At 70.7% G+C, this 25,332-nt stretch carries 19 protein-coding genes; 5 read left to right on the plus strand and 14 right to left on the minus strand.

The window, feature by feature from the left end; translation table 11 throughout:
• Positions 1-132 precede the first annotated feature (132 nt).
• From pssA to AB0D59_RS28095, 9 genes are all read right to left on the minus strand, one after another.
• On the minus strand, positions 133-957 hold the full coding sequence (pssA, locus tag AB0D59_RS28055) for a CDP-diacylglycerol--serine O-phosphatidyltransferase (protein ID WP_362570938.1): 825 nt from the start codon (positions 955-957) through the stop codon (positions 133-135).
• 22 nt (positions 958-979) lie between these two features.
• Complete coding sequence (locus AB0D59_RS28060; protein ID WP_362570823.1) at positions 980-1,636, minus strand: phosphatidylserine decarboxylase; 657 nt, start codon at positions 1,634-1,636, stop codon at positions 980-982.
• Positions 1,637-1,805: 169 nt separating this feature from the next.
• Positions 1,806-3,011 carry an acyl-CoA dehydrogenase family protein gene (locus AB0D59_RS28065; protein WP_362570826.1) on the minus strand — a complete coding sequence of 402 codons (1,206 nt, stop codon included), beginning with the start codon at positions 3,009-3,011 and terminating at the stop codon, positions 1,806-1,808.
• Between the two features lie 3 nt (positions 3,012-3,014).
• The gene (locus AB0D59_RS28070; protein ID WP_062667068.1) at positions 3,015-3,527 is read right to left on the minus strand and encodes a MaoC family dehydratase; all 513 of its coding nucleotides are present in this window, start codon (positions 3,525-3,527) and stop codon (positions 3,015-3,017) included.
• Positions 3,528-3,532: 5 nt separating this feature from the next.
• Positions 3,533-4,552, minus strand: coding sequence for a CoA ester lyase (locus tag AB0D59_RS28075; protein ID WP_362570829.1), 1,020 nt, complete (start codon positions 4,550-4,552; stop codon positions 3,533-3,535).
• Entirely contained in the window at positions 4,549-6,621 is a 2,073-nt protein-coding gene (locus tag AB0D59_RS28080; RefSeq protein ID WP_362570832.1) for a protein meaA, read from the minus strand. Before AB0D59_RS28080 ends, AB0D59_RS28075 begins: the two co-directional genes overlap by 4 nt.
• Before the next feature lie 17 nt (positions 6,622-6,638).
• Positions 6,639-7,982: a crotonyl-CoA carboxylase/reductase gene (gene ccrA, locus AB0D59_RS28085; protein ID WP_362570835.1), complete on the minus strand. Its 1,344-nt coding sequence runs from the start codon at positions 7,980-7,982 to the stop codon at positions 6,639-6,641.
• Between the two features lie 447 nt (positions 7,983-8,429).
• A complete protein-coding gene (locus AB0D59_RS28090) occupies positions 8,430-9,260 on the minus strand; it encodes a TetR family transcriptional regulator (RefSeq protein ID WP_362570838.1) in 831 nt (276 codons plus the stop codon).
• Positions 9,261-9,402: 142 nt separating this feature from the next.
• Entirely contained in the window at positions 9,403-11,208 is a 1,806-nt protein-coding gene (locus AB0D59_RS28095; protein WP_362570841.1) for a 3-hydroxyacyl-CoA dehydrogenase family protein, read from the minus strand.
• A 387-nt stretch (positions 11,209-11,595) separates the two neighbouring features.
• On the opposite strand from AB0D59_RS28095, the gene AB0D59_RS28100 reads away from it, so the two are divergent.
• Complete coding sequence (locus AB0D59_RS28100; protein ID WP_362570844.1) at positions 11,596-12,171, plus strand: adenylosuccinate lyase; 576 nt, start codon at positions 11,596-11,598, stop codon at positions 12,169-12,171.
• On the opposite strand, the gene AB0D59_RS28105 is transcribed toward AB0D59_RS28100, so the two are convergent.
• From AB0D59_RS28105 to AB0D59_RS28120, 4 genes are all read right to left on the minus strand, one after another.
• Positions 12,158-12,691 (minus strand): GNAT family N-acetyltransferase, encoded by a 534-nt coding sequence (locus tag AB0D59_RS28105; RefSeq protein WP_362570846.1) that lies wholly within the window; start codon positions 12,689-12,691, stop codon positions 12,158-12,160. The genes AB0D59_RS28100 and AB0D59_RS28105 overlap by 14 nt on opposite strands.
• Positions 12,692-12,737: 46 nt before the next feature.
• Positions 12,738-13,136 carry a RidA family protein gene (locus tag AB0D59_RS28110; RefSeq protein WP_362570848.1) on the minus strand — a complete coding sequence of 133 codons (399 nt, stop codon included), beginning with the start codon at positions 13,134-13,136 and terminating at the stop codon, positions 12,738-12,740.
• A 56-nt stretch (positions 13,137-13,192) separates the two neighbouring features.
• On the minus strand, positions 13,193-14,761 hold the full coding sequence (locus tag AB0D59_RS28115; RefSeq protein WP_362570850.1) for an alpha/beta hydrolase: 1,569 nt from the start codon (positions 14,759-14,761) through the stop codon (positions 13,193-13,195).
• Positions 14,762-14,929: 168 nt separating this feature from the next.
• The gene (locus AB0D59_RS28120) at positions 14,930-15,970 is read right to left on the minus strand and encodes an Rv2578c family radical SAM protein (protein ID WP_362570852.1); all 1,041 of its coding nucleotides are present in this window, start codon (positions 15,968-15,970) and stop codon (positions 14,930-14,932) included.
• A gap of 180 nt (positions 15,971-16,150) precedes the next feature.
• Here AB0D59_RS28120 and AB0D59_RS28125 point away from each other — a divergent pair, with 180 nt between their 5' ends.
• The 4 genes from AB0D59_RS28125 (at position 16,151) to AB0D59_RS28140 (ending at position 22,870) form a co-directional block, all read left to right on the plus strand.
• Positions 16,151-16,594, plus strand: a complete 444-nt coding sequence (locus AB0D59_RS28125) for an SRPBCC family protein (RefSeq protein ID WP_362570855.1) — start codon at positions 16,151-16,153, stop codon at positions 16,592-16,594.
• Positions 16,595-16,773: 179 nt separating this feature from the next.
• Positions 16,774-19,161, plus strand: a complete 2,388-nt coding sequence (locus tag AB0D59_RS28130) for an MFS transporter (RefSeq protein ID WP_362570857.1) — start codon at positions 16,774-16,776, stop codon at positions 19,159-19,161.
• A 197-nt stretch (positions 19,162-19,358) separates the two neighbouring features.
• Positions 19,359-21,824, plus strand: coding sequence for a SpoIIE family protein phosphatase (locus tag AB0D59_RS28135; protein WP_362570859.1), 2,466 nt, complete (start codon positions 19,359-19,361; stop codon positions 21,822-21,824).
• Positions 21,825-22,144: 320 nt separating this feature from the next.
• Positions 22,145-22,870: a class I SAM-dependent methyltransferase gene (locus tag AB0D59_RS28140; protein ID WP_362570862.1), complete on the plus strand. Its 726-nt coding sequence runs from the start codon at positions 22,145-22,147 to the stop codon at positions 22,868-22,870.
• Between the two features lie 397 nt (positions 22,871-23,267).
• Here the strand turns inward: AB0D59_RS28140 and AB0D59_RS28145 are convergent, their stop codons facing one another.
• A complete protein-coding gene (locus AB0D59_RS28145) occupies positions 23,268-25,331 on the minus strand; it encodes a serine protease (RefSeq protein WP_362570865.1) in 2,064 nt (687 codons plus the stop codon).
• Position 25,332 lies beyond the last annotated feature (1 nt).

Here is a 25,332-nt window from a genome sequence, read left to right on the forward strand (position 1 = left end):
GCCCTCTGCAACTCGGCACCGGCCAGCGGTGGTTGACCCGTCAAAGGCCAACGCCGTAGGCCCTTGAACGCGAAACGGGTGTGGCCCGAGCCTCGAAGGCTCGGGCCACACCCGTTGGCGTCGTGACGAGGGTCAGGGCAGCTGGGCTGCCCTCGCCTCGCGCCTGTTGTCGCGGATGTTGTTCACCCGGCGGGCCGTGGCGAACAGCGGGATCACCGCGCCCGTCACCAGCTGCAGCGCGCAGCCGGTCTGGAGGAGCAGCTGGCCGCCCGGGGCGTCGAAGGCCCAGGCCGCCAGGAGTCCGACCCCGAGCACGATCCAGGACAGCATCGCCACGGCGAGGCGCCCACGCGGCTTCGGGTACTCGACCCGGCTCACCATCAGCCAGGCCGTGCCGAGGATCGCGAGAAGCGTCGCGAAGAACGGCAGCTCCAGGAGCACGATCGAGACGACCGTCAGCGCCCCGAAGGGGCTCGGCATGCCCTGGAACATGCCGTTCGGCGGTGTCACGCACGAGAACCGCGCCAGTCTCAGCACCACGGCCAGCAGCACAACGACGGCCCCGACCGCGGCCACCTTCTGGTACGCGTCGTCGGCCACCATGCCGTAGACGAGCACGAAGTACGCGGGGGCCAGACCGAAGCTGATCAGGTCCGAGAGGTTGTCCAGCTCGGCGCCCATGGGGGAGGAGCGCAGCTTGCGTGCGACGAGGCCGTCGAACAGGTCGAAGACCGCCGCGCAGAGCATGAGGATCACCGCGGTGGCGGCGCTGTGCCGCGCCATGCCGGCCGACTGGTCGTCCCCGGTGAGGTGCGGGATCAGGATGCCGGTGGTGGTGAAGTACACCGCCATGAAGCCACACGTGGCGTTGCCCAGCGTGAGGGTGTCCGCTATCGAGAGGCGGAGAGAGAGCGGCATCTCCTCCTCGTCGTCGCCGACCTCGTCGGCCTCGGGCACCCAGCCCGCCTGGGTCTCCGGATCAATCACGGTCAATGCGAGTCACCCCAGCCACGGTCTTCTGCCCGACCTCGACCGCGACCTCCACGCCCTCGGGCAGGTAGATGTCGACGCGCGAGCCGAAGCGGATCAGACCGATGCGGTCGCCCTGCTCGACCTTCGTGCCCTGCGGGATGTAGGGCACGATGCGACGGGCCACCGCGCCGGCGATCTGGATCATCTCGATGTCGCCGAGTTCGGTGTCGAAATGCCAGACTACGCGCTCGTTGTTCTCGCTCTCCTTGTTGAAGGCGGGAACGAAGCCACCGGGGATGTGCTCCACCGACGTCACCTGGCCCGACAGGGGCGCGCGGTTGACGTGGACGTTGAGCGGGCTCATGAAGATGGCGACGCGGGTGCGTCCGTCCTTCCACGGCATGATGCTCTGCACCACACCGTCGGCAGGCGAGATGACACGGCCCTGGGCGATCTCACGCTCGGGGTCGCGGAAGAACCACAGCATGCCCGCCGCGAGCGCGGTGGCGGGTACGGCGACGGCCTTCGCGGCGCCGGAGCGACGGGCGCGGAGGAGGCTGACGGCTGCGGTGGCGACGGTCGGGAGAAGCCACGGCGATGCTCCGCGCGCGAGGCGTACGCCGGCCAGGCTGTCTCGATGTGCAGAGGTTTGGCTGTGGGGCATGGATGACCTTCGTAGCGGATGATGCCGCGCGGGAAATGGGGACGGCGGCTTTCCGGGATCGTACCGGTCGGGGGCTGCAACTGGGCAAGCCAGGAAGCCGAGTCGGCGGCCGAAGACCGCTGACGGGGTGTGATCTTCTTCTCGAAGAAAACACCCCGTACCCGGACAATCAGCCCTGGAATCGATACTCTTCGAGCAACCTTCGCCCGATGATCATTTTCTGGATCTCGGCGGTACCTTCGCCGATCAGCAACATCGGCGCCTCACGGTAGAGACGTTCGATCTCGTACTCCTTGGAGAAGCCGTAGCCGCCGTGGATACGGAAGGCGTCCTCCACGACCTCCTTGCAGTACTCGGAGGCGAGGTACTTCGCCATCCCGGCCTCGAGGTCGTTTCGTTCCCCCGAGTCCTTTTTGCGTGCCGCGTTGACCATCATGGCATGCGCGGCCTCGACCTTGGTGGCCATCTCCGCGAGCTTGAACTGGATGGCCTGATGCTGGGCGATCGGCTTGCCGAAAGTGTGACGCTGCTGGGCGTACCGGACACCCAGTTCGAACGCACGCTGCGCGACGCCGCAGCCACGCGCCGCCACGTTGACGCGGCCGACCTCGACTCCGTCCATCATTTGGTAAAAACCTCGGCCGGTGACCCCGCCGAGCACCCGATTGGCCGGAATCCGGAGCCCGTCCATGATCAGCTCGGTGGTGTCGACGCCCTTGTAGCCCATCTTGTCGATCTTGCCCGGGATGGTGAGGCCGGGGCGGACCTCTCCGAAGCCGGGCTCCTTCTCGACCAGGAAGGTCGTCATCGACTTGTGGGGGGCCGTGCCCTCGGGGTGTCCTTCGTCACTTCGTACGAGGACGGCCACGAGGGAGGACGTGCCGCCGTTCGTCAGCCACATCTTCTGGCCGTTCAGGACGTACTCCTCGCCGTCCTTCACTGCCTTCGAGGTGATCGCCGACACGTCCGAGCCCAGGCCCGGCTCCGACATCGAGAACGCGCCCCGGATGTCGCCGGCCGCCATACGCGGCAGGAAGTGGTCCTTCTGCTCCTGCGTGCCGTGCTGCTTGAGCATGTACGCCACGATGAAGTGCGTGTTGATGATCCCGGAGACGGACATCCAGCCCCGGGCGATCTCCTCGACGCACAGCGCGTACGTCAGGAGGGACTCGCCCAGGCCGCCGTACTCCTCGGGGATCATCAGGCCGAACAGGCCGAGCTCCTTGAGGCCGTCGACGATCTGCTGCGGGTACTCGTCGCGGTGCTCCAGCTCGGTGGCGACCGGGAGGATCTCCTTGTCCACGAAGTCGCGGACGGTGGAGAGGATCTCCTGCTGGACGTCGGTCAGACCGGCGGTCTGGGCGAGACGGGCCATCGCTTACTTCCCCTGTTCCTTGAGCTCGGGGCGGCCCGGCTGCTCGCCGCCGCGCTCCTTGATGTACGTCTCGGTCGGCACCATCACCTTGCGGCGGAAGACGCACACCAGCGTGCCGTCCTGCTTGTAGCCCTTGGTCTCGACGTAGACGATCCCGCGGTCGTTCTTCGACTTCGAGGGCCACTTGTCGAGCACGGTCGTCTGACCGTAGATCGTGTCGCCGTGGAAGGTCGGCGCCACGTGCTTGAGCGACTCGATCTCCAGGTTGGCGATCGCCTTGCCGGAGATGTCCGGCACGGACATGCCCAGCAGCAGCGAGTAGATGTAGTTCCCGACCACCACGTTCTTGCCGAAGTCCGTCGTCTTCTCGGCGTAGTTCGTGTCCATGTGGAGCGGGTGGTGGTTCATGGTGAGGAGACAGAACAGATGGTCGTCGTACTCGGTGACCGTCTTTCCGGGCCAGTGCTTGTACGTCGCCCCGACCTCGAACTCCTCGTACGTGCGTCCGAACTGCATCGCGCTCACGCCTCCGGGATCTCGAACTTGGACGTGCGCTGCATGCCGGCGGCCCGGCCCTTGCCCGAGACGACCAGGGCCATCTTGCGGCTGGCCTCGTCGATCATCTCGTCGCCGAGCATCGCGGAGCCCTTCTTGCCGCCCGCCTCGGACGTGTAGTAGTCGTACGCGTCCAGGATCAGCTCGGCGTGGTCGTAGTCCTCCTGGGACGGCGAGAAGATCTCGTTGGACGCCTCGACCTGGCCCGGGTGCAGCACCCACTTGCCGTCGAAGCCGAGGGCCGCGGCCCGCTGGGCGACCGCGCGGTAGCCCTCGACGTTGCGGATCTGGAGGTAGGGGCCGTCGATCGCCTGGAGGTTGTTGGCGCGGGCGGCCATCAGGATCTTCATCAGGATGTAGTGGTAGGCGTCCGCCGGGTAGCCGGGCGGCTGCTCGCCCACGACCAGCGACTTCATGTTGATGGACGCCATGAAGTCGGCCGGGCCGAAGATGATCGTCTCGACGCGCGGGGAGGCCTGCGCGATCTCGTTGACGTTGTTGAGGCCCTGCGCGTTCTCGATCTGCGCCTCGATGCCGATCTTGCCGACCTCGAAGCCCATGGTCTTCTCGATCTGGGTGAGGAGCAGGTCCAGCGCGACGACCTGCTGGGCCGTCTGCACCTTCGGCAGCATGATGCAGTCGAGGTTCGGGCCGGCGCCCTCGACGACCGTGACGACATCGCGGTACGTCCACTCGGTCGTCCAGTCGTTGACGCGCACCACCCGCGTCTTGCCCGTCCAGTCACCCTCGTTGAGGAACTTCACGATGGTGTGCCGCGCCTCGGGCTTGGCGAGCGGCGCGCACGCGTCCTCCAGGTCCAGGAAGACCTGGTCCGCCGGGAGACCCTGGGCCTTCTCCAGGAAGCGGGGGTTCGAGCCGGGCACGGCCAGGCAGGAGCGCCGCGGGCGGAGCCGGTTGACAGAGGGAAGGTGTGCGGCGGAGCCGCTCGTTGGAGGGGTGGTGGCGGGCGACGGGCGGGCGGTCATGCGGGGACCTCCAAGGGGTCGAGCTTGTTCGCTTTCCGGATCTCGTCGACGATGCGGCCGATGATTCCGGTGATGTCGAAGTCCTTCGGGGTGAAGACCGCGGCCACTCCGGCTTCCCTGAGCTGCTCGGCGTCACCATTCGGGATGATGCCACCGGCGATCACGGGTATATCTGTGGCACCGGCCACACGGAGTCTTTCCAGGACGTCCGGGACCAGCTGGGCGTGCGAGCCGGACAGGATCGACAGGCCGACCGCGTGCACGTCCTCGGCGAGAGCCGCGTCCACGATCTGCTCGGGCGTCAGCCGGATGCCCTGGTACACCACTTCGAAGCCGGCGTCCCTGGCCCGTACGGCGATCTGCTCCGCGCCGTTGGAGTGTCCGTCAAGACCCGGCTTGCCGACCAGGAAACGGAGCTTGCCGCTGCCCAGGTCGCGGGCGGTGGCGTCCACCCTGGCCCGCACCTCGGCCATCGCCGACCCGGCCTCGGCGGGCACGGCCACCGGTGCCGAGGAGACCCCGGTGGGTGCCCGGAACTCGCCGAACACCTCCCGCAGCGCGCCCGCCCACTCGCCGGTCGTGACCCCGGCGCGGGCACACTCCAAGGTGGCCTCCATGAGGTTGCCGGTGCCCTTGGCGGCCTCCTTCAGCCGCTCCAGAGCCTTGCAGGGCCGCGGGTGGTTGAACGGTGGCTGGTAGCGCGTGTCCCGCCAGCGGCCGATCGCCGCCACCACCCTGGCCTCGACCGCCGGGTCGACCGTCTGGATCGCGGTGTCCAGGTCGGCGGTGAGCGGGTTGGGCTCGGTCGTCTCGAAGATGTTGACGCCGACGATCTTCTCCTGCCCGGACTCGATCCGGCCCCGGCGCTCCGCGTGCGAGGCGACCAGCTGCGACTTGAGATAGCCGGACTCGACGGCGGCCATCGCGCCGCCCATCTCCTGGATCCGGTCCATCTCGGCGAGGGAGTCCTCGACCAGCTGGGCGACCTTCTTCTCGATGACGTGCGAGCCCTCGAAGATGTCCTCGTACTCCAGCAGGTCGCTCTCGTGGGCGAGCACCTGCTGGATGCGCAGCGACCACTGCTGGTCCCAGGGCCGGGGCAGGCCGAGCGCCTCGTTCCAGGCGGGGAGCTGCACGGCACGCGCGCGGGCGTCCTTCGACAGCGTCACGGCGAGCATCTCGAGGACGATCCGCTGGACGTTGTTCTCCGGCTGCGCCTCGGTCAGCCCGAGCGAGTTGACCTGGACGCCGTAGCGGAAGCGCCGCTGCTTGGGGTCCTCGATGCCGTACCGCTCGCGGGTGACCTTGTCCCAGATGCGGCCGAACGCCCGCATCTTGCACATCTCCTCGACGAAGCGGACGCCCGCGTTCACGAAGAAGGAGATGCGGGCGACGACATCGCCCATGCGCTCCTGCGGCACCTGGCCGCTGTCGCGGACGGCGTCGAGGACGGCGACGGCCGTGGACATCGCGTACGCGATCTCCTGGACCGGGGTGGCGCCCGCCTCCTGCAGGTGGTAGCTGCAGATGTTGATCGGGTTCCACTTCGGCATGTGGGAGACCGTGTAGGCGATCATGTCCGTCGTCAGCCGGAGGCTCGGCCCCGGCGGGAAGACGTGCGTCCCCCGGGACAGGTACTCCTTGACGATGTCGTTCTGGGTCGTGCCCTGGAGCTTGGTGATGTCCACGCCCTGCTCCTCGGCGACGACCTGGTAGAGCGCCAGCAGCCACATGGCGGTGGCGTTGATCGTCATCGAGGTGTTCATCTGCTCCAGGGGGATGTCCTGGAACAGCCGGCGCATGTCACCGAGGTGCGAGACGGGTACGCCCACCCGGCCGACCTCGCCGCGGGCGAGGATGTGGTCGGGGTCGTAGCCGGTCTGCGTCGGCAGGTCGAACGCCACCGACAGGCCGGTCTGGCCCTTGTCGAGGTTGCGCCGGTACAGCTCGTTGGACGCCTCGGCCGTGGAGTGCCCGGCATACGTGCGCATGAGCCACGGCCGGTCCTTCTCCCTCGGCGCCTGCGGCACGGAATCCCGCCCGCCGTCGGCGATCTGACGCTCAGTCATCTATGACCTCGGGTGTCTCAGACGTTGCGGAAGCGGTTGATGGCGTCGAGGTGCTTGGCGCGCATCTCCTCGTCGCGCACGCCCAGGCCCTCCTCGGGGGCCAGGCACAGGACGCCGACCTTGCCCTGGTGGAGGTTGCGGTGCACGTCGTAGGCGGCCTGGCCGGTCTCCTCCAGGGAGTAGACCTTCGACAGCGTCGGGTGGATCTTGCCCTTCGCGATCAGCCGGTTGGCCTCCCAGGCCTCGCGGTAGTTGGCGAAGTGCGAGCCGATGATCCGCTTCAGGGACATCCACAGGTAGCGGTTGTCGTACTCGTGGTTGTAGCCCGAGGTGGAGGCGCAGGTGACGATCGTGCCGCCCTTGCGGGTGACGTAGACCGAGGCGCCGAAGGTCTCGCGGCCCGGGTGCTCGAAGACGATGTCGACGTCCTCGCCGCCGGTCAGCTCACGGATGCGCTTGCCGAAGCGCTTCCACTCCCTCGGGTCCTGCTCGTGCTCGTTCTTCCAGAACTTGTAGTCCTCGGCGTTGCGGTCGATGATCGCCTCGGCGCCCATGGACCGGCAGATCTCCGCCTTCTGCGGGCTGCTCACCACGCAGATGGGGTTGGCGCCGCCGGCCAGCGCGAACTGGGTGGCGTAGGAGCCGAGTCCGCCGCTCGCGCCCCAGATCAGCACGTTGTCGCCCTGCTTCATGCCGGCGCCGTTGCGGGAGACCAGCTGCCGGTAGGCGGTGGAGTTGACCAGACCCGGGGCGGCGGCCTCCTCCCAGCTCAGGTGGTTCGGCTTCGGCATCAGCTGGTTGGACTTGACCAGCGCGATCTCGGCGAGGCCGCCGAAGTTGGTCTCGAAGCCCCAGATCCGCTGCTCGGGGTCGAGCATGGTGTCGTTGTGGCCGTCGGACGACTCCAGCTCCACGCTCAGGCAGTGCGCGACGACCTCGTCACCGGGCTTCCAGGCGTTGACGCCCGGGCCGGTGCGCAGGACCACGCCCGCGAGGTCGGAGCCGATGACGTGGTACGGCAGGTCGTGCCGCTTGGTCAGCTCGGAGAGCCTGCCGTAGCGCTCCAGGAACCCGAAGGTCGACAGCGGCTCGAAGATCGAGGTCCAGACCGAGTTGTAGTTGACGCTCGATGCCATGACGGCCACCAGGGCCTCGCCCGGGCCCAGTTCGGGCAGGGCCACCTCGTCGAGGTGGGTGGACTTGCGCGGGTCCTTGTCGCGGGTCTCCAGGCCCGCGAACATCTCCGTCTCGTCCTTGTGCACGGTGATCGCGCGGTACGACTCCGGGAGGGGCAGGGCGGCGAAGTCGGCCGGCGTCGAGTCCGGCGACTGGATCGCGTCGAGAATGTCCTGAGTGGTCACGGTGTTGCCTCCGGCGGTGTGCGCCCCTCGAGGGAAGGGGCGCTGAGGGTTACGTCGGTGCTGCTGAGGGTTTTGGGAAGATGCCGTCGGTTCGGCGTGGGTGGTACTTCGGCAGCGCTTTGTGGCGCGGGAGGTTGCCTGTGACGCAGGCGTCCGGCGGGCGGGCTGGTGGGCTCGCCGGGACAGGCCGGACACCAACAACGTATGACACCGCGTGTCAGGTCGCAAGGCACTGAGTGCCAGAACTTGCTCTCAGGTGAAATCTTTACGTAACAAATGAGCGATGATCGATCAAAGCTACTGACGGGTAGGCCAAGGTGTGCCGACTTGCGGGGGGTCGTCCCGTGTCGGAGCCGTCACCCGGCACGCAGTGCCATCGCCCGGGGAAAACAACGACGCGCCCCCGAGAGGGGGCGCGTGGTTGGTGTATCTGCCTGCGGCTCGCGCTCAGCGCTCCTTGAGCGCCTGCTCGATGGTCCGCATCACTTCGTCGAGCGGGGCGTCGGTCCTGGCCACCGTCACCAGCACCTCGCCCTGGGAGGCCACGGTGGCCGGCGCGGTGGACCGGGGCGCGGTCTCCCGGCCCGCCCCGATCCCCGTCCCGAACGTCTTCCGTACGATCGCGAAGGCGTGATCCAGCTGCGCCTCCACGTCGCCCTGTCCGCCGGCCCGCAGCCAGCGCCGCAGCACGTGGTTGTGGGCGGTGACCACCGCCGACGCGGCGACCTCGGCCAGCAGCGGGTCGTCGTTCGCGTCGTCCGCGTGCGCGTGCTCGTCGAAGTGGCCGAGGAGATAGCGGGTGAAGAGGCGCTCGTAGCGGGCCACCGAGGCGATCTCGGCCTCGCGGAGGGTGGGCACCTCGCGGGTGAGCTTGTAGCGGGCGACCGAGATGTCCGGCCGGGCCGCGTACATCTTCATGACTTCCTTGATGCCACGGCACACGGTGTCGAGCGGGTGCTCGTGCGCCGGGGCCGCGTTGAGCACGGCCTCCGCACGGATCAGTGTGTCGTCGTGGTCCGGGAAGATCGCCTCTTCCTTGGAGCGGAAGTGGCGGAAGAAGGTGCGGCGGGCGACCCCGGCCGCGGCCGCGATCTCGTCGACGGTGGTCCCCTCGTAGCCCTTGGTCGCGAACAGCTCCATCGCGGCGGCCGCCAGTTCTCGGCGCATCTTGAGCCGCTGCGCGGCCGCGCGACTGCCTGCGGCACTCTCCGGCGCGTCGGGCGTGGCTGGTGTACGTGAGGACCTGGCGGGCTGGGGCATGACCCGAACGTACTGCATGTGCGCAGCTTGATGGGCATGTCCGGGGTTTCCCCCGCCTGTGAGGGGCGGGGGAGGGCTGTGCCGGGCGGGCGGGGGACGGCCGCCCGGGTCGAGCAGGCCGCCCCACTCCCGCTCGTCCCGGAACCAGTCGCCGAGGCCCTCAGCGGCGGGCATATTCGCGGAAGCCACGGCCGGTCTTGCGGCCGAGGCAGCCCGCGGCCACCAGATGCTCAAGGAGTGGCGCGGGCGCCAGCCCCGGGTCGCGGAACTCCCGGTGCAGGACCTTTTCGATCGCGAGCGAGACGTCCAGACCGACCACGTCCAGCAGCTCGAACGGGCCCATCGGGTAGCCGCCGCCGAGCTTCATCGCCGCGTCGATGTCGTCCAGCGAGGCGTAGTGCTCCTCGACCATCTTGATCGCGTTGTTGAGGTACGGGAACAGCAGCGCGTTCACGATGAAACCGGCCCGGTCACCGCAGTCGACGGCGTGCTTCCGGATGTTCGCGCAGACCTCGCGGACGGTCGCGTGGACGTCCTCGGCGGTCAGCACGGTACGGACGACCTCGACCAGCTTCATGGCCGGCGCCGGGTTGAAGAAGTGCATGCCGATCACGTCCTGGGGACGCGAGGTGGCCCGGGCGCAGGCCACGACCGGCAGCGAGGAGGTCGTGGTGGCCAGGACCGCGCCGGGCTTGCAGACCTTGTCCAGCGAGGCGAACAGCTGCTGCTTGATCTCCAGGTCCTCGGCGACCGCCTCGACGGCCAGGTCGACGTCGGCGAAGGCCTCGTACGAACCCGCCGCGGTGATCAGGTCCAGGGTTCCCGCCGCGGCCTCGGCGGTCATCCGCCCCTTGCCGACGGAGCGGTCCAGCGACTTGCCGATCCTGGCCTTCGCCGCCTGGGCCTTGTCCTCGCTGCGGGCGGCGAGGACGACCTGGTAGCCGGCCTTGGCGAAGACCTCGGCGATGCCGGAGGCCATGGTGCCGGAGCCGGCCACCCCGACCGAGCGGACCGTACGGCCCGGGGTGAGGGCGGCGCCGTCCAGCGGGGTGAGCGCGTCCCGGACGACCGTGGGGCTGCCCGGGGCCTCGTAGGTGTAGAAGCCGCGCCCGGACTTGCGGCCGGTCAGGCCCGCCTCGCTGAGCTGCTTGAGGACGGGGGCCGGGGCGTGCAGCCGGTCGCGGGACTCGGCGTACATGGCCTCCAGGACGGTACGCGCGGTGTCGATGCCGATCAGGTCGAGCAGGGCGAGCGGGCCCATCGGCAGGCCGCAGCCGAGCCGCATGGCCGCGTCGATGTCCTCGCGGGAGGCGTACTTCGCCTCGTACATCGCGGCGGCCTGGTTGAGGTAGCCGAAGAGCAGCCCGTCGGCGACGAACCCGGGGCGGTCGCCGACCGCGACCGGCTCCTTGCCCAGTTCCAGCGCGAGGTCGGTGACCGCGGCGACCGCACTCGGTGCGGTGAGCACCGAGGAGACGACCTCGACCAGCTTCATCGCCGGGGCCGGGTTGAAGAAGTGCAGGCCGAGGACGCGCTCGGGACGGGCCGAGTCGGCGGCCAGCCGGGTCACGGAGAGCGCGTTGGTGCCGGTGGCCAGGATCGTCTCGGGGCGGACGATGCCGTCCAGCTCGCGGAAGACCTGGTGCTTGATGTCGTACGACTCCGGAACCACCTCGATGACGAGGTCGGCGTCGGCCGCGGCCGTGAGGTCGGTGCCGGCGCGGACCCGGGCGAGGACGTTGGTGCGCTCCTGCTCGGTCAGCCTGCCACGGGCCACGGCGCGGGCGGTGGAGGCCTCCAGGGCGGCGAGGGAGCCGGCGGCCTGGGCCTCGCTGACGTCGATGCCGATCACCTCGCGGCCGGCCTTCGCGAGGACCTCGGTGATGCCGGTGCCCATGGTGCCGAGGCCGACGACGGCGACGGTCCTGAGCGGGGACAGGGAGGGGTCGGACTGGGGAGTGGCCATCGCGGGACTCCAGGAATGAGGGTGACGACTGGGAGCGCCCCCGGGTGCGCCGAAGAGGCGCACCGGGTGCGGAAAGAGCTGTGTGAGAGCTGCGTGAATGCGGGTGTTGCCGGGCTACTGGCGCACACGCCCGGTGCCGTCGCCGCAGGCGTGCACACGCCTGGGACCGGCTGATCCCGACCGGCCCTGTCCCGGAGCCGAGTCGTACGTACGGTACGAGGTACCGAACCTGATGCTCACGACGGCTGCGTCACCAAACCGGAGTGAGCGTTAGTGCGAGTGGGTGACCCGCTCGATTGAGCTTAACCGGCGGGTAACGAGCGCGCCAGCCCCCCGACTTTGTGATGTACGTCCCTCGGCTCCCGCGACCCCTCTACGCTGGGCTTCGTGGACGAAGAGTTGCGATCACTCACGGAGCGTCTGCGCCAGGAGTCGCAGGGAACGACCGCCTACGACGGGCTCCTGGCCACCGAGGACCACGACGAGTTGGCGGAGGTGCTCACCGCCGCCGGACAGCCCCTGTGGGCCAGGGAGTTGGCGGCGTACCGCCTGGGGACGGCCGGCGACCGGCGCGCCTTCGAAACCCTGGTCCTCCTCCTGAACCACCGTGACCCACCCCGCTGCGCCTCCGCCGCGCACGCCCTGGCCCGCCTCCAGGACCCGCGCACCGCCCGCGCGGCCGCCGCCCTCGCCACCAACGAACTCCGGGTCGCCTACGCCCTGCACCCGGTCCGTCTCCTGGTCGTGCTCCGCGCCCCGGAGTCCGTGCCGGCCCTCATCACCACCCTGGAGCGCCGACTGCGCCCCCACGACCCCTACCGCAAGGTCGCCCTCGCCTGCGTGGAAGGCCTCGGCACCCTGGGCGACACGCGCGCCCGCCGCGTCCTGAGCGAGGCGCTGGCCCACCCCGCCCTCGCCGAGGCCGCGGTCCAGGCCCTGTCCCACATCCCTAAACCGAGGTGAGGCCGCGGTTCCAGACGTACCGCACCTCAGGCACGGGCACCCCGTCGACCTCGTACGGCTCCTCGGTGCCGTCGGGCCGGAAGCCCGCCGTCTCGTAGAACCGCCGGGCGCGCGCGTTCCCCTTCAGTACCCACAGGTACACGCGCGCCTGCCGGGCGCACTGCCTGAGCACCGTGTCCAGGAGCCGTCGCCCGGCCCCCGTCCCGACATGTGCCGGGTCGAGGTAGATCGCGTACAACTCGGCGTCGCCGGTGCGCACTTCGCCGTCCCGGTACGGCCCGTGCGCCGCCCAGCCGACTATCTTGCCGTCACGCTCGGCGACCAGGTCCGTCACCCCGTCCTCGCCGTCCCGGAACCGGGCCCGCCGGCGCTCGGCGTCCCGCTCGACACTGAGACCGTCCAGGAACGGCTGCGGCATGAGCCCCCGGTAGGCGTACTGCCAGCCCCGGACGCGTATCTCCGAAACCCGGTCGCAGTCGTCGAGGGCCATCGGTCGGATGCGGAGGGAGTCGTCGGTCATGACGGCACCTTAGGAAGCGGACAGGTCCGCCCGCCCGGTGTTTCGCTCAGTCCGCCACCACCGCGAGGGCCTCGATCTCCATGAGGAACTGGGGCGCGACGAGTGCGGCCACCTGGATCGCGGACGACGCCGGGAGGCGGTCGTCGGGTATGTGGGCGGCGCGCGCCGCGCGGACGGCCGGCAGATGGGCCATGTCCGTGACGAAGTAGGTGAGCTTGACGACGTCGTCGAAGCTGGCGCCGGCGGCCGCCAGGCAGCGGCGCAGGTTCTCGAAGACCTGGCGGGCCTGGGCGGCCGGGTCGCCCTCGCCGACGAGCCTGCCCTCCTCGTCCAGCGGCAGCTGTCCGGAGACGGCGACGAACCGGCCGGTGGCCGCCACGACATGGCTGTACTGGGCGGCCGGGGCGACGCCGTCGGGGGCGGTGATGCGGGTCGGGTCAGTCATGCGTCCATGGTGGACCATGGGTCTGACAACGCCCCCGACGGTTCGTCGGGACCGGTTCAGCCGCGGAAGCCCAGCAGCCCGTGCAGGGTCGAGCCGCGGGACGACGTCGACGCCGCCTTCGTGCTCAGGGGCTTGGGGTCCGGGGTCTTCCGGCAGACCGCGTCGGCGGTGCCCTCGCCGTGCGGGACCTTGCCGTCGGTCAGATAGGCGGCGAGGTGGTCGTCCAGGCAGCTGTTGCCGCTCAGCGTGATGCCGTGGTTGCCGCCGCCCTGTTCGACGACCAGGCTGGAGCCGGCCAGCAGCCGGTGGGCCGTGACGCCGCCCTGGTAGGGCGTGGCCGCGTCGTCCGTGGCCTGGAAGAGGAGGGTCGGCGGGAGTTTGCCGTTGGCGATGTCCGGCGGCTTCAGGGCGGACGTCGGCCAGGAGGTGCACGCCGCGTTGTACCAGGCGTTGTTCCAGACCATGAACGGCGCCTTCTCGTAGGCCGCCCAGTTGTCCTTGCGCCACTGGTTCCAGTCCCGCGGCCAGGAGACGTCCCGGCACTGGACGGCCGCGTAGACGCTGTAGCCGTTCTCGCCCGAGGCGTCGACGGCGGCGAAGTTCTGGTACGCCTCGACCAGCGCCGCCGTCTTCTTGCCGTTGACGTAGGCGGAGAACGCCTCCGCCAGGTAGGGCCAGTAGCCGTTGTAGTAGCCGCCCGGGATGAAGGTGTCCTCCAGCTCGGCGGCGCCCACCTTGCCGCCCGCCGGCTTCTTCGCCAGCGCCGCCCGCATGGCGTACCACCTGGCCTCGACCCGCTTCGGGTCGGTGCCGAGCTTGTAGGTGGAGTCGTACTTCGCGATCCATGCCATCAGGGCGCGGTGGCGGTCGTTGAACGCGTGGTCCTGGCCCAGGTTGTCGTCGTACCAGACACCCGTCGGGTCCACGATCGAGTCCAGGACCAGGCGGTGGATCCGCTCCGGGTGCAGCTTCGCGTAGACGGCGCCCAGGTAGGTGCCGTACGAGTAGCCGAAGTAGCTGATCCGGTCGGCCCCGAGGGCCTGGCGGATCGAGTCCATGTCCTGTGCGGCGCTGACCGTGTCGAGGTACGGCAGCAGGCTCGTGTACTTCTTGCCGCAGGCCGCCGCGAAGGACTGCACGCGCTTGAGGTTCGCCTGTTCCAGGGCGGGTGTGGCCGGCACCGAGTCGGGGCGCACCGGGTCGAAGTAGCCCGGCGCGCAGTCGATCGCCGGGCTGCTCTTGCCCACGCCACGCGGGTCGAAGCCGATGACGTCGTACTGGGCCGCCACCTTCTTCGGCAGCGTGGAGGCGACGAAGCCCGCGAGGGTCAGCCCGCTGCCGCCGGGGCCGCCGGGGTTGACCAGCAGCGGGCCCTGGTACGCGGACGCGGTGTGCGGGACGCGGGAGAGGGCGAGCGTGATCTGCTTGCCGCCCGGGTCGCGGTGGTCGAGGGGCGCCTTGACGGTGCCGCACTGCAGCGTCGGGTAGTCGGTGGTGCCGCACTTCTTCCAGGTCACCGAGGGCGCCTGGGCGGCGGTTCGGGTGGTGGCGCTCGCGGGCGGGGCGGTGAACGACCCGGCCACGACAGCGGCGGCGGCGCACAGCACGGCTGCGCGTGTTCGCATGGGGTCCTCCCAGGACGGAGGTGTCGCGGACCGCACGTGTCACGGTCCTCGCCGCATCGTCCCGGGAACAGCACCCGGAAGAACCTGTTCTGACGATTATTGACCCAATTGGGTCGAGGGTTGCGCTCGAACGCTCTCAGCTGTGAACGCCCTCGGTCGCGAACGCTCTCAGAGCAGCGTGAGTTGTGTCGGCTCCGGCAGCGCGGGCTCCTCCTCCGCCGTCGGTGCCGGCATCCGGCGGGGGGTGCCGGGGCGGTTCGGCCCGATGCCGTACTCCTCGGCCAGTTCGTGCACCTGACGGGTGATCCGGCGCTGGTACCACTTGGGCGCGTAGGCGCCCTCCGCGTACAGCCGCTCGTAGCGCCGGACGAGGTGCGGGTGGTGGGACGCGAGCCAGCTCATGAACCACTCGCGGGCGCCGGGGCGCAGATGCAGCACCAGGGGTGTCACGGAGGTGGCCCCGGCGGCCGCGATCGCCCGCACGGTGGCCCGCAGTTGGGCCGGGTGGTCGCCCAGGAAGGGGATCACGGGCGCCATCAGGACCCCGCACCCGATGCCGGCCTCGGCGAGGGCGCGCACGACGTCCAGGCGGCGCTCGGGGGCCGGGGTGCCCGGCTCCACGGTGCGCCACAGCTCGGGGTCGACGAAGCCGACCGAGACCGAGATGCCGACGTCCGTGACGTCCGCCGCCCGGCGCAGCAGGTCGAGGTCGCGCAGGATCAGGGTGCCCTTGGTGAGGATCGAGAACGGGTTCGCGTGCTCGGTGAGGGCGGAGATGATCCCCGGCATCAGCCGGTAGCGGCCCTCCGCGCGCTGGTAGCAGTCGACGTTGGTGCCCATCGCGATGTGGTCGCCCAGCCAGCGCCGTGAGCCCAGCTGGCGGCGGAGCAGATCGGGGGCGTTCACCTTGACCACGATCTGGGTGTCGAAGCCGATCCCGGTGTCGAGGTCCAGATAGCTGTGTGTCTTGCGCGCGAAGCAGTACACACACGCGTGCGAGCAGCCCCGGTACGGGTTCACCGTCCATTCGAACGGCATCCGCGAGGCGCCCGGCACCCGGTTGATGATCGACCGCGCCCGCACCTCGTGGAACGTAATTCCGCGGAACTCAGGCGTGTCGAACGTGCGGGTCGTCACCGCGTCCGCGCCGAACAGCGCGGCGTCGGCGCGGCCGTGTTCGGCCTCTTCGGTGAGGTTCTCCCAGCGCATGACGCCTCCTCGGTAGCACTGGCTCCAGAATAGAACATCTGTTCCCATGATCGTGCGAACGATCTGTGGAGACCGCGCGGACACCGTTTCCGACCGCTTCCGGCACCCCGATTTGGGCGGCCGGGCGCCGGGGTGGTTGGCTTGCCCCAACCCCGAGAACTCAGGTGCTGGAGGAAGTCAATGGCGCAGGTCGAGGCCACTACGGAGCGGGTCGTCGCGGCGGACGCGGAGACGGTGTTCGACGCGCTCGCCGACTACAGCGGCACGCGCGCGAAGCTGCTGCCCCAGCACTTCAGCGAGTACGAGGTGCGCGAGGGCGGCGACGGCGAGGGCACCCTGGTGCACTGGAAGCTCCAGGCCACCAGCAAGCGGGTCCGCGACTGCCTCCTGGAGGTCAGCGAGCCCACCGACGGCGAGCTGGTCGAGAAGGACCGCAACTCCTCCATGGTCACCACCTGGCGCGTCACCCCGGCCGGCGAGGGCGGCTCCAAGGTCGTCGTCCACACCACCTGGCAGGGGGCCGGCGGCATCGGCGGCTTCTTCGAGAAGACCTTCGCCCCCAAGGGCCTCGGCCGGATCTACGGCGAGGTGCTCGACAAGCTCGCCACCGAGGTCGAGAAGTAGTCCTGCTCCACGGCGGTAGGTAACCGCCGGATGAACAGGGGGCGTTGCCCCCCTCACCGGTTCGAGTGGATCTCCGGGCCGGTCGGCCTCGTGCCGTAACTCGTCGTGCTTGCCCACAGTTGTCGCCCTACGGGACATAAGGCGGGAACTGTGCGCAGGCGCGACGAGGGGAGCGGTACGTGGGGACGACTCTGGTGCAGTACGAGGAGCCGGCCGCGGCGCCTGCCGACGCCCCCGCGCCGGAACCCGCCCCGGCCCCCGAACTCGGGCCGCGCCGCACCCGGTTGGTGTTCTGCGGGCTGATGCTCGCCCTGCTCCTGGCCGCCCTGGACCAGATGATCGTCGCCACCGCGCTCCCGAGGATCGTCGGCGAGGTGCACGGCCTGGACCGGATGTCCTGGGCGATCACCGCCTACCTGCTCACCTCCACCATCGGCCTCCCGGTCTACGGCAAGCTCGGCGACCTCATCGGCCGCAAGAGCGTCTTCCAGTTCGCGATCCTGATCTTCGTCGTCGGCTCCGCGCTGGCCGGACGGGCGCAGAGCATGGACCAGCTGATCGCCTTCCGGGCGGTGCAGGGTGTCGGCGCCGGCGGGCTGATGATCGGTGTCCAGGCGATCATCGCCGACATCGTGCCGCCCCGGCAGCGCGGCCGCTTCATGGGCCTGATCGGCGCCGCCTTCGGCCTCGCCTCCGTCGCCGGGCCGCTGCTCGGCGGCTACTTCACCGACCATCTCTCCTGGCGCTGGTGCTTCTACGTCAACGTGCCCTTCGGTGTGGTCACGCTGGCCGTCGTCACCGCCGTGCTGAAGCTGCCGAAGCCCCGGGTCCGAGCCCGTTTCGACGTCCTGGGCACCCTGTTGCTGGCCGCCGTATCCACCTGCCTGGTCCTGCTGACCAGTTGGGGCGGCACGGAGTACGAGTGGGGCTCGCGCGTCATCCTCGGGCTCGGCGCCGGGGCCGTGGTCGCCGGCGTGCTGTTCCTGATCGCCGAGCACCGCGCGGCCGAACCCCTCATCCCGCTGCGGCTGTTCCGGGACTCCGTCTTCAACGTGACCGGGCTGGTCGGACTGGTCGTCGGCGTCGCGCTGTTCGGCGCCGCCAGCTATCTGCCGACCTTCCTGCAGATGGTCGACGGCGCCTCGGCCACCGAGTCCGGCCTGCTGATGCTGCCCATGATGGGCGGGATCGTCGGCGCCTCCATCGTCGCCGGGCAGCTCATCAGCCACACCGGGCACTACCGGATCTACCCGGTGCTCGGCGGTGGACTGTCGGTCGTCGGCATGTGGCTGCTCTCCCGGCTCGAAGTCGACACCCCGCGCTGGCAGTACAGCATCTGGATGGCCGTGCTCGGCGCCGGTATCGGCATGGTGATGCCGGTGCTCGTCCTCGCCGTGCAGAACTCCGTACGGCCCGCCGACCTCGGCACCGCCACCAGCGCCAACAACTACTTCCGGCAGATCGGCGGCAGCGTCGGCGCCGCCGTCTTCGGCACCCTGTTCGCCGACCGGCTGACCGACGCCCTGCAGCAACGTCTCCCCGCCCACGCCGGCGCCCGGCTGCCCGACCCCGAGTCCCTCACCCCGCAGCTCGTCCACGCGCTGCCCCCGGCGCTGCGCGACGCCTACATCCGCGCCTACGCCGAAGCGATGCCCCGGATCTTCCTCTACCTGGTCCCGGTGCTCGTCCTCGGCCTGCTCATCGCCTGCTTCCTCAAGGAGAAACCGCTGGTGTCCCACCACACCGCCGAAACCGCGTCCGCCCCCGTGAACGCCCCGATCCCGCAGGCCCGTTCGCCGTACACCGGCGCCGGGATCCCGGTCTGCGGCACGGTGCAGCACCCGGACGGGACCGTGGTGCCCCGCGCCGCACTCACCCTCATCGACGCCGTCGGCCGGCAGATCGGCCGGGGTGCCAGCGGCGACGACGGACGGTACGCCCTGTCCACGCCCGGCTCCGGGGCCTACGTCCTGATCGCCGCCGCCGGCGGCCACCAGCCGCAGGCGGTCACCGTGACCGTCGGCGAACGGCCCGTCGAACTCGACGTCGTCCTCGGCGGCGCCGGACGCCTCGCGGGCACCGTCCGCACCGCCGACGGCACGCCCGTCCGCGACGCCACCGTCACGCTCACCAACGTGCAGGGCGAGGTCGTCGCCAGCACCCGCAGCGGACGCGAGGGCGGCTATGTCATCACCGAGCTGGTGGCCGGCGAGTACACCCTCGCCGGCAGCGCGCCCGCCTTCCGTCCGGCCGCCCTCCCGGTCACCGTGCAGGCATCCCGGGAGACCCGGCAGGACGTCGAACTCGCCGGCGGCGCCGTGCTGAAGGGCACCGTCCGGGCCGGGGGCGGGCGGCCCGTCGAGGACGCGCGCGTGACCCTGCTCGACGCCGCCGGGAACGTCGTGGACACCCTCACCACCGGTCCCGACGGAACGTTCCGGTTCGTCGACCTCTCCTCCGGCGAGTACACCGTCATCGCCGCCGGTTACCCGCCGGTCGCCACCGTGCTCCAGGTCGCGGGCGGTGGCCGCACCGAACGCGACCTCCAACTGGGGCACGAGGACTGACCGAACGGGGCGCGAGGAGTGACCGGACGGCGGCGCGAGGACTGGCCGGGCGGGGCGCGAGGGCGCGGACCCGCGCGCCGGTGCACTCCGGTGAAACCAATTCCAGGATTGCCACACATCGCAACCGACGGCCACCGTACGGTAGTGGCGGGCGGCACAGATCTTTCGCGGAGCCGTGGGGAGAGAGGGCCTGGGCCATGGACCATGGCAGCGAGCGGGACACGCCTCCCAGCCTCGGTGCTGGGGAGGACGCGCCAGGCCGTATCCCGCTGGCCGTGGTCGTCGTCGGCCGCGACGGGCAGGTCTCCCACTGGAGCACCGGCGCGCGCCGGCTGTTCGGCGCCGCCAGGGATGAGGCGATCGGCCGCTCCGTTCTCGACCTGCTTCCGGTCTCCGGCGCGCTCCCCGAGGACGACGAGATCACCCCGTACGGCGCCTACGCGGCCTACGACGGACTCGGTCCCGACCTGGAGTCCTCGCTCGACGGACGGCTGAACTTCCCCGCCGCCGGCCGCGCCCGGCTCACCGTGCCGGACCGCGACCGCGTCGACGTGCTGTGGTGGGCCTATCCGCTGGTCGGCCCGGGCGAGGAGCGGCTGCTGGTGCTCGCCGCCGACGCCGAGCGGCTGCGCCGGTCCGAGCGCGCCGAGGACGTGGCCTTCGAGCGCATAGCACCCGGATTCGCCCTGCACACCGACTTCCCCGGCGCCGAGGAACTCGCCCGCAGGCTCCCCGAGATCCTGCCCAGCATGAGCGTCGACGAGAGCGCCCGGATCGTCGCCCAGGTCCTCGAACTCGGCTACCCCATCCTGGAGTTCAGCCAGAACGACCGGGTTCCCGTCACCCCCGACTGGGGCGTCGCCCGGCGCACCGAGCGCAAGGCCCGCCGGGAGCGCGCCGCCCGGGCGGTAGCCCAGGGCCTGCCGGTGCCTCCCGGCCTCACCGACGACGAGGGCGAGGACCTGGAGTACGCGGCCGTCCGCGAGCGACTCGAATTCCTCAACGAGGTCAGCGGGAAGATCGGCACCTCGCTCGACCTGTCCCGGACCATCGTCGAGGTCAGCAGGGCCGTCGTACCCCGCTTCACCGATGTCGCCGGCACCTATCTGCGCGAACAGGTCGTCGCCGGCGAGGGGTTCCCGGACGGCGTGCCCGACACCACCACCATGTGGCACCGGGTCGCCCTGGAACACACCGACGAACCCGGCCGCTGGGACGACGTCGTCCCGGTCGGCGAGGCCATGCCGTTCCCCGCGCACACCCCGTTCTTCCAGTGCATGACCAGCGGCGAGCCGGTCCTGGTGCCACGCATCAGCGTGGAGATGGGCCACGCCATCGCCTCCCAGTTCGAGAAGCGGGACATCCGGCCCCTGATCACCGGCCGCTCGATGCTGGTCGTACCCCTCAAGGCCCGCCAGGTCGTGCTCGGCTTCATGATCCTGCTGCGCCACCCCGAGCGCGAGAAGTTCAACGACATGGACCGGGTCACCGGTGCCGAACTCGCCGCCCGCGCGGGCCTCGTGCTCGACAACGCGCGCATGTACACCTTCCAGGAGAGCGTCGCCGAGACCCTCCAGGACAGCATGCTGCCGCACATCCCGCCGCGCATGGCGGGCTGCGACATCGCCACCCGGTACCTGCCGGGCACCCTGCTCGGACGCATCGGCGGCGACTGGTTCGACTCCGTGAAACTCCCCGGTGCCCGCACCGCCCTCGTCGTCGGCGACGTCATGGGCCACGGTCTCAACTCGGCCGCGATGATGGGCCAGTTGCGGACGGCCGTCCAGACCATGGCGGCCCTGGACCTGCCGCCGGCCCAACTCCTGCGCAACCTCGACGACCTGGCCCAGCGCCTCGGCGACGGCTACCTCGCCACCTGCCTCTACGCCGTCTACGACCCGATCGAGAGCGAACTCCACCTCGCCAACGCGGGTCACATCCCGCCCGTGCTGGTCCGTGCCGGCGACGGTCGCAGCGAACTCCTCGACCTGCCCACCGGGGCGCCCATCGGCGTCGGCGGGGTCGCCTTCGAGTCGCTACGGGTGCGCGTGGACCCCGGCGACCGGCTGGTGATGTGCACCGACGGACTCGTCGAGATGCGCGGCGAGGACATCGGTGTCGGACTCGCCACCCTCTGCGAGTCCGCCGCCCACCCGGCCGCCTCCATGGACGACGCCTGCGACACCATCATCCGCGCCCTCGCCGCGACGTTCTCGAAAGCGGGCCGCGGCGACCGCAAGGACGACGTCGCCCTGCTGATGGCCCGCCTCAACGGCATCGAACCGGACGACGTCGCCGAATGGCGGCTCGCCCTCGACCCCGCCGAGGTCCGCCGCGCCCGCGCCGCCGTCCGCGAACAGCTCCACGACTGGGGCCTGGCCCGGCTCGCCGACCCCACCGAGCTGATGGTCAGCGAACTCGTCACCAACGCGCTACGGCACTCCCACAGCCGTCCGGTCCAGCTCCGGCTGATCCGCGGCGAGGCCCTGCTGTGCGAGGTCGATGACGACGACCACGCCCTGCCGACCCTGCTCAGCGCCGAACCCGGCGCAGCCGCCGGACGCGGACTGCGGGTGGTCAGCACGCTGGCCCGGGAGTGGGGCACCAGCCGTACGGCCGCCGGGAAGACCGTCTGGTTCGAGCTGACCTCACGCCGCCGCTGACTTAGGGCCTGCCGCTTGGATCAGGTCGCAGGCCAGCGACGGGACTGATCGGCGCCGTTGAGCGGGGTCTGGTGCGTGCGGCTGCAAGGCGGAGGAGGGAGTCGACGCGGAGCGTCGGCGAGTGACGACAACGCGGCAGACGTGCGTGCCAGACCCCGCGTCTGCGGCGTGATCCAAACGACAGGCCCTAAGGGCGCACGTTCGTCGAAAGTGGGGTGAAGGAACGCGCCGGGCGCTTGTGGCCGAAACCCGCACAGGGTAAACCGTACTGGCCCGTCACATATGGCGGCCTTCTGCGGTCACACCCTGGGGAGTTGGGCATGAGCGTGACGAGTCGATACCGGGACGCCTGGGAGGGCTTCTGGCGCGAGGCGCCCGACGAGACGGGGGCGGTGTTCTGGGACGCGGAGCCGGGCGTGACCGCCTCGGTCCATGTCCCCCTCTTCGAGCCCCACCTCACCGACCCCGGCCTGCCGCTGGTCGACCTCGGCTGCGGCAACGGCACCCAGACCCGCTTCCTCGCAGGCCGCTTCCCGCGGGTGCTGGGCACCGACATCGCCGAGGCCGCCCTGGAGCACGCCCGGCACGCCGATCCCGCCGGACTGGCCCGCTACCGTCAGCTGGACGGGACCGAGAAGAGCGAGGCCGAGGCCCTGCACGCCGAACTCGGGGACGCCAACGTCTATATGCGGGGCGTTCTGCACCAGTGCGAACCCGACGACCGGCAGCCGTTGACCGACGCCGTCGCCACGCTCGTCGGCGGTCGCGGCCGGGTCTTCCTCGTCGAGCTCTCCGAGGCCGCCCGTCCCATCCTCGGCGGCCTCGCCCAGAGCCCGGCCGGCCCGCCGCCCAAGCTCGCCCCGGTCTTCCGGCACGGCATCGCCCCCGGCGAGGTCGCCGACGACGCGGTACCCGAGTACCTGCGCAACGCCGGCCTCACGGTCCTCGCCAGCGGCGAACTGCCGTTGACCACAACCGAGTTCACCCCGGACGGTGAGCGGATCGTGCTGCCGTCGAAGTGGCTGGTGGCCGGCCGCGCGAACTGACCGCCAGGACGCCGCGAGTCCGCCCTTCGGCGTGGCGTGGCCGAGGAGCGGACCGCCGGGCCGGGTCGGCCGGGTGCGCTCGCGGCCTCGGCGGTAGGCCGCCGCCCCGGGTATGGCGTTGGGCCGGGGGCGGACGGCCGGGCTGGTTGGGTGCGGTCGCGGTCCTCGCCGGTCCGTCGCAGCGCCCGCCGACGGCCGGCAGGCGCACGCCCGCTGCTCAGCGCACGTTGAAACCACGCGAACCCGGCTGACCAGGCGTGGGCCCGGGCGAACCGGGCGGCTCGTCCCAGCCGATTGAGAACCGGCCGATTGAGAACCGGCCGATCGAGAACCGGCCGATCGAGAGCCGATGTGATCACCGATGACACCGGTCGGCATCGGTGACGGATCGGCGGGCTCAGTCGCCGAGGTGGCTGCCGATCGACCGGGCGACCTCGGCGTGGGCGAGGTACTCGACGATGCTGTGCGCCCGGTCGCGGGCGTTGACGACGGCGAGGTCGGACAGTCCGTCCGCCCAGTCGTCGCCCAGCGGGCATCCGATGGCCACCGCGTCGGTCGGGCACCATGCGTTGAGCCAGTCCGCCACGATGTCCGGACGCTTCGGCCCGCCCACGAGCAGCCTGCCGTACACGCTGTCCAGGCCGAGGGGGCTGCCCGCCGTGGTCAGATGGACGAGGTCCACTCCGGGGGACAGCCGGGTGGTGAGATCCAGGCCGACGACCGTGCCGAGGCTGTGGCTGACGAGCACCACTTCCCCGGCGTCCGGCATCGTCTCCAATACGCAGTCCAGGACCTCGTCCCGGATGCGCCGGTCGTCGAGGTACGCGGCCACGTCACGGAAGACCAGGGCGATGGCCCAGGCATCGAGGTCGCTCCTGGCCGCCAGCCAGGCCAGCCGCTTGTGCAGGGTCCCGACCACGTCGTCCAGGCCGATCCGTTCGGTGGCCAGCTGGCTCTCGTGCGGCATGTCCCACTTCGTGGCCGCCTCGCCGATGATCTCCTCGTACACCGCGCGGGCGGTGGGGGTGGCGGGTGCGACCGCCTCCGCCGCCCTGGCGGTCGGCGCCTCGGTGAGGTGGGGGACGGCCTCGTGCGCGGTCAGGGCCTGGACCAGCCGGTCTCCGTAGTAGGGGAACCAGACGTCCGCCGGGTCGACCGGAGGGAGCCCGGCGCGGACGAGCCCCTGGTTGAGTCCGGCCGCCCATTCGCGGCGTAGCTTCTCGGGCTCCTTGCCTTCCTGGGAGCGACCGTGCAGGAAGACCAGATGCCGTGTGCCGCCGAACGCTCCGTCGCGGGCGCGCAGGCCCGCACGCGTGGTGGCCTTCTCGACGGCCGGTCCCGCCGCCGCGACGGCGGGAGCCGGGGCCGTCACCCGGCCGGCGGCGGGGGCCGGAGCCGCAACCGGACCGGCGGCGGCCTCCACGAGGCGCAGTCCCGACTCCGGGCCCATCTCGGCCAGCAGCTCCCGCTGCCGGGAGGTGAGGGGCAGGGCTGCGAGGTGTTTCAGGATGGAGCTGACGCGAACGCCCTCGTTGGACACCCAGTCGATGGCGTCGTCGCCGTCACCGGGCTGCCAGACCTGTCCGTCACGGCGCAGGACACGGCCCTGTTCGTCGGTCCTGGGCACCCCGCTGTGGTGGAGCGCGACGACCTCCCACTGGTCGTTGAAGACGGGAGAGCCCGAGTTGCCCGGCTCGGTGTCCGTCTTGTAGTGGAGGAAGTCGTCGAGGCGCACCTGGAGCATGTTGTCGCGTACGGCGATCTCCTTGAGGCGCCCCATCGGATGGCCGATGACGTTGACCGGCTCGCCGATCACCAGTTTTCCCGGCTGTGCGCTGAGCCGGTTCCAGCCGAACGCCTCCCCCGCGGGCCGCTGGTCCGGGCCGAGGGCGACCAGCACCAGGGTGAAGTCGAGGCGTTGGTCCGTGACGAAGAACCCGTCCGGATCGAGTTCCAGCCGCGTGGGCGACTGGGCCGTGTTGTCGACGGTGACCTGGGCGTCGAACTCCACGAAGCACTGCCGGGCGGCCGCCGCGTCGGTGAGCACGTGATGGTTGGTCAGCAGCAGGCTCGGCGACACCAGGAAGCCGGTGCCGAGCGGCAGCTCACGGCCGTTCTCCCGCACCGAGATCCGGGCGACGGTGCGCGCCGCCCGGGCGCCGCGCGGCAGGAAACTCCATGCCTGCAGGTCCTTGGACACCCCGAGGATGCGTTCGTATGCGGCGGTCGGGGCCAGCGGTTCCGCCCGGACGGCCTCCACCACCATGGCGGCGGGCACCGCCTGCCGGTCGAGCAGCCGGGCCGCGCGCGCCGCGAGTGCCTCCTCCGAGTCCGGGAAGGCGACCCCGGCGTCCTGCTGCTCCTCGACCGCCCGCCGCTCGTCGCCGGTCTCGTCGTACCGTGCCGCGGCCGCCGCGACCTGGCGTTCCCGTTCCTCGCGGGACCTGCCCAGCGCTGCCATG

It is taken from the genome of Streptomyces sp. NPDC048417 (genome assembly GCF_040651615.1).
Lineage (GTDB): Bacteria > Actinomycetota > Actinomycetes > Streptomycetales > Streptomycetaceae > Streptomyces.